Here is a 7,352-nt window from a genome sequence, read left to right as displayed (position 1 = left end):
AAATCCCTTTGGCCCGACTGCGAGAATCCAGTCAAGACAGAGGCTACGCCAACGTGTCGCCATTTTTGCAGGTTGTTGCGCTCGGGTAGCCGATCGAGACTCAATCGAACTTTACATGAAAGCGATCCTGTTGTAGCTCCTCCCAAAGGAGGAGTTCGCTCGCTTAGGGGCGCGATCGTTACCAGACGACAGTTGGTCGATATTGTCAAGTTTTCTCTAATTTACCCACATGCAGCCGGATTGTGAATAATTATTCAACAAATTGAAAATATTTAAGTCCTTCTGAGATTCCTGCCGCATACTCAGCGACGGCTAAATAATGGTAGTCGATCGGGTGGAGTTCGTGCCACAATCGCAGCTCTGACTGAGCATTACCGACGATGATGCCCCGTTCTCGACCGTATTTAAATAAGGAAATATCATTCCCCGAATCGCCACATACGACAGCTTGCTCCGGCGCAATCTGCCAACGCTCGCGCAAAAATTGGACGGCGGTACCCTTATCGCCCTTGCTGGGCAAAATATCTAAGTCTCTACTACCGCTATAAATAACTTCAGCATCCAGCGAGCTGTGAGCGAGTAATTCTTGGATCTGTTGAACTACTGCGGCGGCGACACTCGGGGATAGATAATAGCTCACCTTAAAAGGTCGTTGTTCGGCTGAAGGCTGAAGTTCTAGATCGGCAAAGCGACTGGCGATTTCGACAATTCGATCGCGATGCCAATTCACGCTGAGCTTTTTTACCCACTCTGGCTCGGGCGTTTGGACATTACCCATGTAAATTTCGGTACCGACTGCGGCAATCAGGGCATCGGGAGCTAGCAGCGATCGAGTTTTCGTCAGCTCTTGGTAAGATGCTCGCGATCGACCCGTCGCGTAGACGATCTTAGTTCCCAAGTCCTGACGATAGCGATCGAGGACTTGATTTAGTCGCTCTAGCGATTCATCATCCCCCACGAGCGTATGGTCGAGGTCGGTGACGAATAATGATAAATGTGTTAATACACCCATGCTAACTGACAATTCTAGATTTTAAGGGATGTTGGATTCTGGCTGACAGTAGCCTACGGGCAATTGAAGACGATATTTTCCACACTAGCATTTTTGTCACATGTAGATATCGCGAATCTAAATAACTTAGCAAAATTGTGAGTAGCTAGTCCCTAAGCACAAAAATAGTGCCCGATCTGTCACAAATTGTAAATAATTCTTAACTTTTATCCGCAAAATCTAAATTAGATCGAAAATAAATATATGAATAATTACTCTGAAAGCTGCCTGAGAGTAGGCCAAATTGCACCGGACTTTACAGCAACTGCGGTTGTGCATGGACAATTTCAGCAAGTCCAGTTGTCTAGATATCGCAAATATGTAGTCTTATTTTTTTACCCCTTTGACTTTACATTTGTCTGTCCGACTGAAATTATTGCTTTTAGCGATCGCTATGCTGAGTTTCAAGATCTAAATACCGATATTTTAGGTGTCTCGGTCGATAGTGAATTTTCGCACCTTGCTTGGATTCAAACCGAGCGCAAAATGGGCGGTTTAGGTGATATTAATTATCCCTTAGTATCCGACATCAAAAAAGAAATTAGTACCGCGTATAACGTACTCGATCCGAATATAGGTGCGGCATTACGGGGGCTATTTATTATCGATCGAGCCGGAATCTTACAGTACTCCACTGTCAACAATCTCTCATTCGGTCGCAGTGTCGATGAAACCTTGCGCGTCCTCAAAGCAATTCAACACGTTCAGGCTCATCCTCAAGAAGTCTGTCCGGTAGATTGGCAACCGGGCGCTCAGACGATGTCGCCGACGCCTAGTGGCTCTCAAGCCTATTTTAAATTAATTAATAATTAATAATTAATAATTGGGGTTTTAGGAGGGGGATGAGTGCCGATGAAATCGCGCCGAGGTTCGTTCCAGATTGAGCGCAACCTTGCAGACCCCTTGTTTTCGTTGAGTCTTTAAAATAGTAGTTTTGCTCGGGGATTAGGCAACATCTTCGTCTACACTTCTTCTCGCTCGATTTATCGAGCGGGAAAATTCTACGCAATAGATTCAGCTATTATTTTCCGATCCAGCTAATTGGAGCTAAACTTCAACTCCTTCCTTTTCTGGATTGAGTACTTTGGTCTTATCTGTTTTTTGATGGATTTCACTGGCGGCATGATAGTACTGATAGTATTTATTGTAGCCAGAATGATGGTTTTCAACTCGGTTGATGGCGAGTCCTAATACAGGCGTTTTGATCGAAGAAATAATATCGATACCGCGATCGATGATTTGTTTTTGAGCGACATTCAAGCTGACAATATATACCAATCCATCAACCAAGCTCGACAACAACCGAGTATCACTCACACCGACGATTGGCGGCGTATCAAACAGAATATAATCATATTCTTGCCGCCATTCTTCCATCAATCGTAACAGTCGGGGTGAATTAAATAAGACGATCGAACTGACAGTTTGTTTGCCAGAGAACATGACATGCAGTTTGGATTCGGGACTGATTTTGAGCAAATCTTTCCACTCCCGACTGCCAACAATCGCATCGCTGAGTCCGTCTTCACTATCGCAATCATCGCGATTGAATAAGGGCGAGGTAGCACAGAGCTGAGCGACTGTGGATTTGTGCATATCCGCATCGATCAATAGTACTCGATACCCAAGTTCGGCGAGGGTATTGGCGGTATGAAAAGCAATAATCGATTTCCCTTCTTTGGGTAAAGAGGATGTCATGGCAATGACTTTACCAGATTGCCTGTCGTCGCGATCGGATGTGAGTCCGATGCCTAAAGCTAGAGTCCGAATCGATTCAATAAAACTCCAGTAAGCATAATCTTTACTCTTACCTTTGGTTGTTTGGAGAAATGTACCGCCACGCGCGGCGGAAGATTGCTCTAGATCGTCTACTCTCGGGATCAGTGATAAGATCGGCATCCCCGTCATCGCTTTAACGCTATCGGGATTGTCAACTCGGTCGTCGAGTTTGTTCAAGCCTACCGATACCAGGATACCTGCTAAGATACTCCCGATCGCGCCCAGTCCCATCTGACGCGGCACATCTGGCGACATGGGAAAATTCGGATATTCTGGCGGATCTAATAATCGCCACGGTACCACTTGTTCGGCGTTTACGATTTTTAACTCTTGGACTTTTTGCAAGAATGCTGTCAATTCTTGGGAGGCAATTTGGTATTCCCGCTGCAATTCGGTATATTTCTTTTGGAGTCCGGGTAATTGAGCGATTTGAGTTTGAACTTGTTGATATACTGCTTCCAAACTTTGAGCCTGAGCGGTTTGAGCGACTAAACTAGTTTCTAGATCCGCTTGTTTGTTGGCTAAGTTTTGAGCTAGGCTATTGGCGAAGTTAGCAATACCACCTTGAGTTAGTTCTGTATCGTCTACTCGGCGTTTGAGTACTTGCTGCGCTCGCGCTCTGAGCAATACTAGTACACTGTCGCGTTTTTCTTTAAGAGAGATAACTAGGGGATTTTCAGGGCTAAAGCGAACGCTTTCTTGGTTGTACTTGAATTCTAATTCTTTGAGCTGCGTAAATAGTCCTTGGTAGCCACTATCTTGAGTGAGCATCGTGGTACTCAAGTTACCTTCTGAAGATAAACCTACCGAGGCAAGTTGTTTCTTTAATTCCTCGTATTGCTTTTGAGTTTGGTAATAAACCGAACGCGATTCATTAATTTTGGAAACGATCGTTTGACGATAGCCATCGAGCGCGCCCGCAGAAGTAGCAGGATCGACAAATCGATATTTAATCCGAAACTGCTCGATTTGAGAAGCCGAATTCTCTAGCCGCTTGCGAGAGGCTGGTAGTTGTGATTCGATAAATTCGATCGAGTTATTAGTCCGCGCTTTCTTGGTCTGGATACTATAGTCTATATAAACTTTGCTCAATCCGTTGAGTACGGCGACGATCTCATTCGGCGATAACGCTACATAGCTGACAGTCAGTACATTACTATCGGGCTTCGACTGAATTGACAATCCTTGTAAAACTTGGGCGACTGATGGGCGCAATTTGGGATCGGGAATCTGCACGATGGCTTGCTGGATCATGCTTTTACTTCTCAACGATTGGGTAATCGTCTCAATGGCGATCGTCCGATCTTCTGATTGTCCACCACTATCGCTACCGCCAGCGAGCTTTTCAGCAAAACTGTTACCACCTTTGAGATCGATCGCGATTTGGACAGTAGATCTATAAATCCGGACTTGTTTCCAAGTTACATAACCAATTACACTCATCATTAGTGTAGTAGTTAGCAATGAGGCATACCAATACTTCCGTAAACCGCTCAAGATTGTCCCGATCCCGATCCCCTCTTCCGGTCGAGGTTCGGTCAACCCATTCGGGCGTTGAGCGATGGGAGACGGCGCTAGTCTGGGAGGATTAAATTCAGGAAAGCTCTCTTTCATGGTCAAAGACTATTTAATAGCACGAGTGGGCAATGAACCGCCAAATGGCTGAAGCGATCGAGTTGAAATAGTCGTATTATATAAAGTATGTTCAAATTAAGAATCTTATAATTTTTTGCTAAGTATTAAGCTCAATTAGGATTTTGTATTAATCTGCTCTTAAATCGAGACCTCTTACCCAGCACTGCCAAATTAGCATACTGGGTAAGTTAGACATTTAACAACCGATCCCAATGTGTTGAAATCCGGCTTTCATTAAGTGTGCTGAGGGCAGGAAGTTTCGGCAATCTACCAGCAACGGCGATCGCATTAGTCGGGCTAGATGTTGATAATTTATTTCCTGAAATTCCGACCACTCAGTCATTAAAACTAGTGCATCACTGTCTGTCGCTAACATCTGCGGACTATCTACTAGATGGACATTAGCTAGATAGGGATTGGGTGCAGATTTAGGGGAGATAATTGGGTCGTATGCTTTTACTTTGGCACCCAATTCGATCAGCGTTTGTATTATATCAAGAGCGGGTGCATCTCGCAAATCATCAGTATCGGGTTTAAAAGTCAGACCGAGTAAACCGATGGTTTTACCTTTGAGGATTTTGAGCGAACTTTGCAGTTTTTGAATTACCAGCGTGCGTTGCTGTTGATTGACTGTGACAGTTGCTTTGAGTAATTGGGCATCGTAGCCATAATCAGCTCCAGTGTGAATGAGTGCGGCGAGATCTTTGGGAAAGCAAGAGCCACCCCACCCAATGCCAGCATTCAAAAATTTATTGCCGATCCGCGAATCTAGGCCGATACCTTTAGATACTTGATTAATATCAGCACCGACGCGCTCGCAGATATTGGCAATCTCATTAATAAAACTGATTTTGGTTGCCAAAAACGCATTGGCGGCATACTTGATCATTTCTGCTGAGCCTAAATCTGTGGTCAATACGGCGACAGGTGGTAGCGTGGGGTCTTCCGTGTGTTGGCGATCGATAATTGGTGCGTATAAACTTAGCATCAGGTCGAGCGCTTGATGACTGTTACTGCCCAAAACAATCCGATCTGGGTTGAGTGTATCATAGATTGCCGAACCCTCTCGTAAAAATTCTGGATTGCTGACCACATCAAACTTCGGTACGGATAACCGATCCACATCAGGCTGACGACTATCCCCACCGACTAAGCTCGGCTGCTTAGCACGCTCGGCGGCAACACCATCGAGAACCAGCATTTTCACCCAATCTCCCGAACCGATCGGGACTGTCGATTTATTAACGATAACTTTATACTCACCATTGAGATGTTGTCCGATTCCTTTAGCGACAGCTTCGACATATTGCGTATCGCTAGAGCCATTGGGCAGGGGTGGGGTACCGACAGCAATAAATAACACTTCGCCATGCTCGACGCCCATCTTCAAGTCTGTAGTAAACTGCAATCGACCTGTAGCCATTGCTGCACACATGATTTCTGACAATCCAGGTTCGTAAATTGGTGAATGTCCAGATTTCATCAATGCCACTTTAGCGGGATTATTGTCTACACAGACGACATCATGCCCGATATGTGCCAAACATGCTCCTGTTACTAAACCGACATAACCAGTTCCGATCGTACAAACACGCATTTTGACTTACTCCAAATGTGATTGTGACTTTGTAAACGTATATCTATCGTTGGTGGATGTTGATGTACTCTTCCCAAAAGCTAGCTGCCGCGATCCGATCTGCTGGGCGGGTAGCAGTTCCATCCTCACTGACGCGCTGGCAATTATCGCGATTGGCATTCTTGCTGAACTTGAATGCGCTGCTTAAATTCAGCAATTGTCTGAGCTAAGCCAGTTTCTAGCGAAACAGTCGGCTGCCAATTTAATAAAGTTTTGGCTTTAGTAATATCTGGTTTGCGCTGTTTGGGGTCGTCTTGAGGTAATGGTTTAAAGCTAATTTCGCGACTGGGATCGATCGCATCGCGGACTTTTTGGGCGAGTTGAGCGATCGTATATTCTTCGGGATTCCCGAGATTGATCGGCCCAATTTGGTCGCCGTTCATCAATTTTATCAAGCCATCAACCAAATCTGTCACATAACAAAAACTGCGAGTCTGGCTGCCGTCGCCATAGATAGTTAATGCTTTGCCTTGGAGAGATTGGGCGATAAAATTACTCACGACCCGACCATCATTTTCTAACATCCGAGGGCCATAGGTATTAAAGATTCTGGCGACGCGAATTTCGACATCATGTTGGCGATGATAGTCAAAACTGAGCGTCTCAGCGATCCGTTTGCCCTCGTCATAGCAAGACCTGATCCCGATCGGGTTGACATTACCATGATACTCTTCTGGCTGCGGATGCACGTCGGGATCGCCATAAACTTCGGAAGTTGAAGCTAATAAAAATCGGGCCTTTACCCGTTTAGCAAGTCCGAGCATGTTTGATGTGCCCAAGAAACTGACCTTAGCCGTTTTAATCGGATTGTATTGATAGTGAACGGGCGAAGCCGGACAAGCTAAATGATAAATTTGGTCTACTTCTAGTCGGATTGGTTCGGTAACATCGTGCCGAATCCACTCAAAGTTGGGATCGGACATCCACTTGCTGATATTACTCTTAGTTCCCGTATAAAAATTGTCTAAGCAAATAACTTGATGCTGCTCTTTCATGAGTCGATCGAGCAGATGAGAACCAATAAACCCAGCACCACCTGTGACTAAAATTCGCATAATTTAAAATTTTGAAATTTAATTTGGTTTAGAAGTTCAATGGCAGTGTCTTTAGTATTATTCCCGACGATCGGCAAATCGGCAACCATTGCGACTATTTCTCTGTAATTATCGCGTATGGATGGCAGCAAACCGCACATTTTTAGTAATAACACGTAGATAACCGGAGCAATCGCGCGATTGCTCCGGTCGAACG

General features: G+C 45.0%; 6 protein-coding genes. 1 reads left to right on the top strand and 5 read right to left on the bottom strand.

Going from position 1 to position 7,352, the window contains the following annotated elements; translation table 11 throughout:
* Positions 1 to 250: 250 nt before the first annotated feature.
* Complete coding sequence (locus tag RMO35_RS19440; RefSeq protein WP_309743318.1) at positions 251 to 1,012, bottom strand: sucrose-phosphate phosphatase; 762 nt, start codon at positions 1,010 to 1,012, stop codon at positions 251 to 253.
* Between the two features lie 243 nt (positions 1,013 to 1,255).
* Between RMO35_RS19440 and RMO35_RS19435 the strand changes: the two genes are divergently transcribed.
* Positions 1,256 to 1,864, top strand: coding sequence for a peroxiredoxin (locus tag RMO35_RS19435; protein WP_309743316.1), 609 nt, complete (start codon positions 1,256 to 1,258; stop codon positions 1,862 to 1,864).
* Positions 1,865 to 2,098: 234 nt separating this feature from the next.
* Here the strand turns inward: RMO35_RS19435 and RMO35_RS19430 are convergent, their stop codons facing one another.
* The 4 genes from RMO35_RS19430 to RMO35_RS19415 form a co-directional block, all read right to left on the bottom strand.
* On the bottom strand, positions 2,099 to 4,444 hold the full coding sequence (locus RMO35_RS19430; RefSeq protein WP_309743314.1) for an AAA family ATPase: 2,346 nt from the start codon (positions 4,442 to 4,444) through the stop codon (positions 2,099 to 2,101).
* Positions 4,445 to 4,661: 217 nt separating this feature from the next.
* Positions 4,662 to 6,062 (bottom strand): UDP-glucose/GDP-mannose dehydrogenase family protein, encoded by a 1,401-nt coding sequence (locus tag RMO35_RS19425; protein ID WP_309743312.1) that lies wholly within the window; start codon positions 6,060 to 6,062, stop codon positions 4,662 to 4,664.
* Between the two features lie 143 nt (positions 6,063 to 6,205).
* Positions 6,206 to 7,156, bottom strand: coding sequence for an SDR family oxidoreductase (locus tag RMO35_RS19420; RefSeq protein ID WP_309743310.1), 951 nt, complete (start codon positions 7,154 to 7,156; stop codon positions 6,206 to 6,208).
* A partial coding sequence (locus RMO35_RS19415) for a hypothetical protein (protein WP_309743308.1) occupies positions 7,144 to 7,352 on the bottom strand: 209 nt, incomplete at its 5' end. The genes RMO35_RS19415 and RMO35_RS19420, both read right to left, overlap by 13 nt.

This window comes from Chamaesiphon sp. OTE_20_metabat_361 (assembly GCF_031364565.1).
Note: the sequence above shows the minus strand (reverse complement) of the source record. Positions and strands in the feature narration are given on the sequence as shown.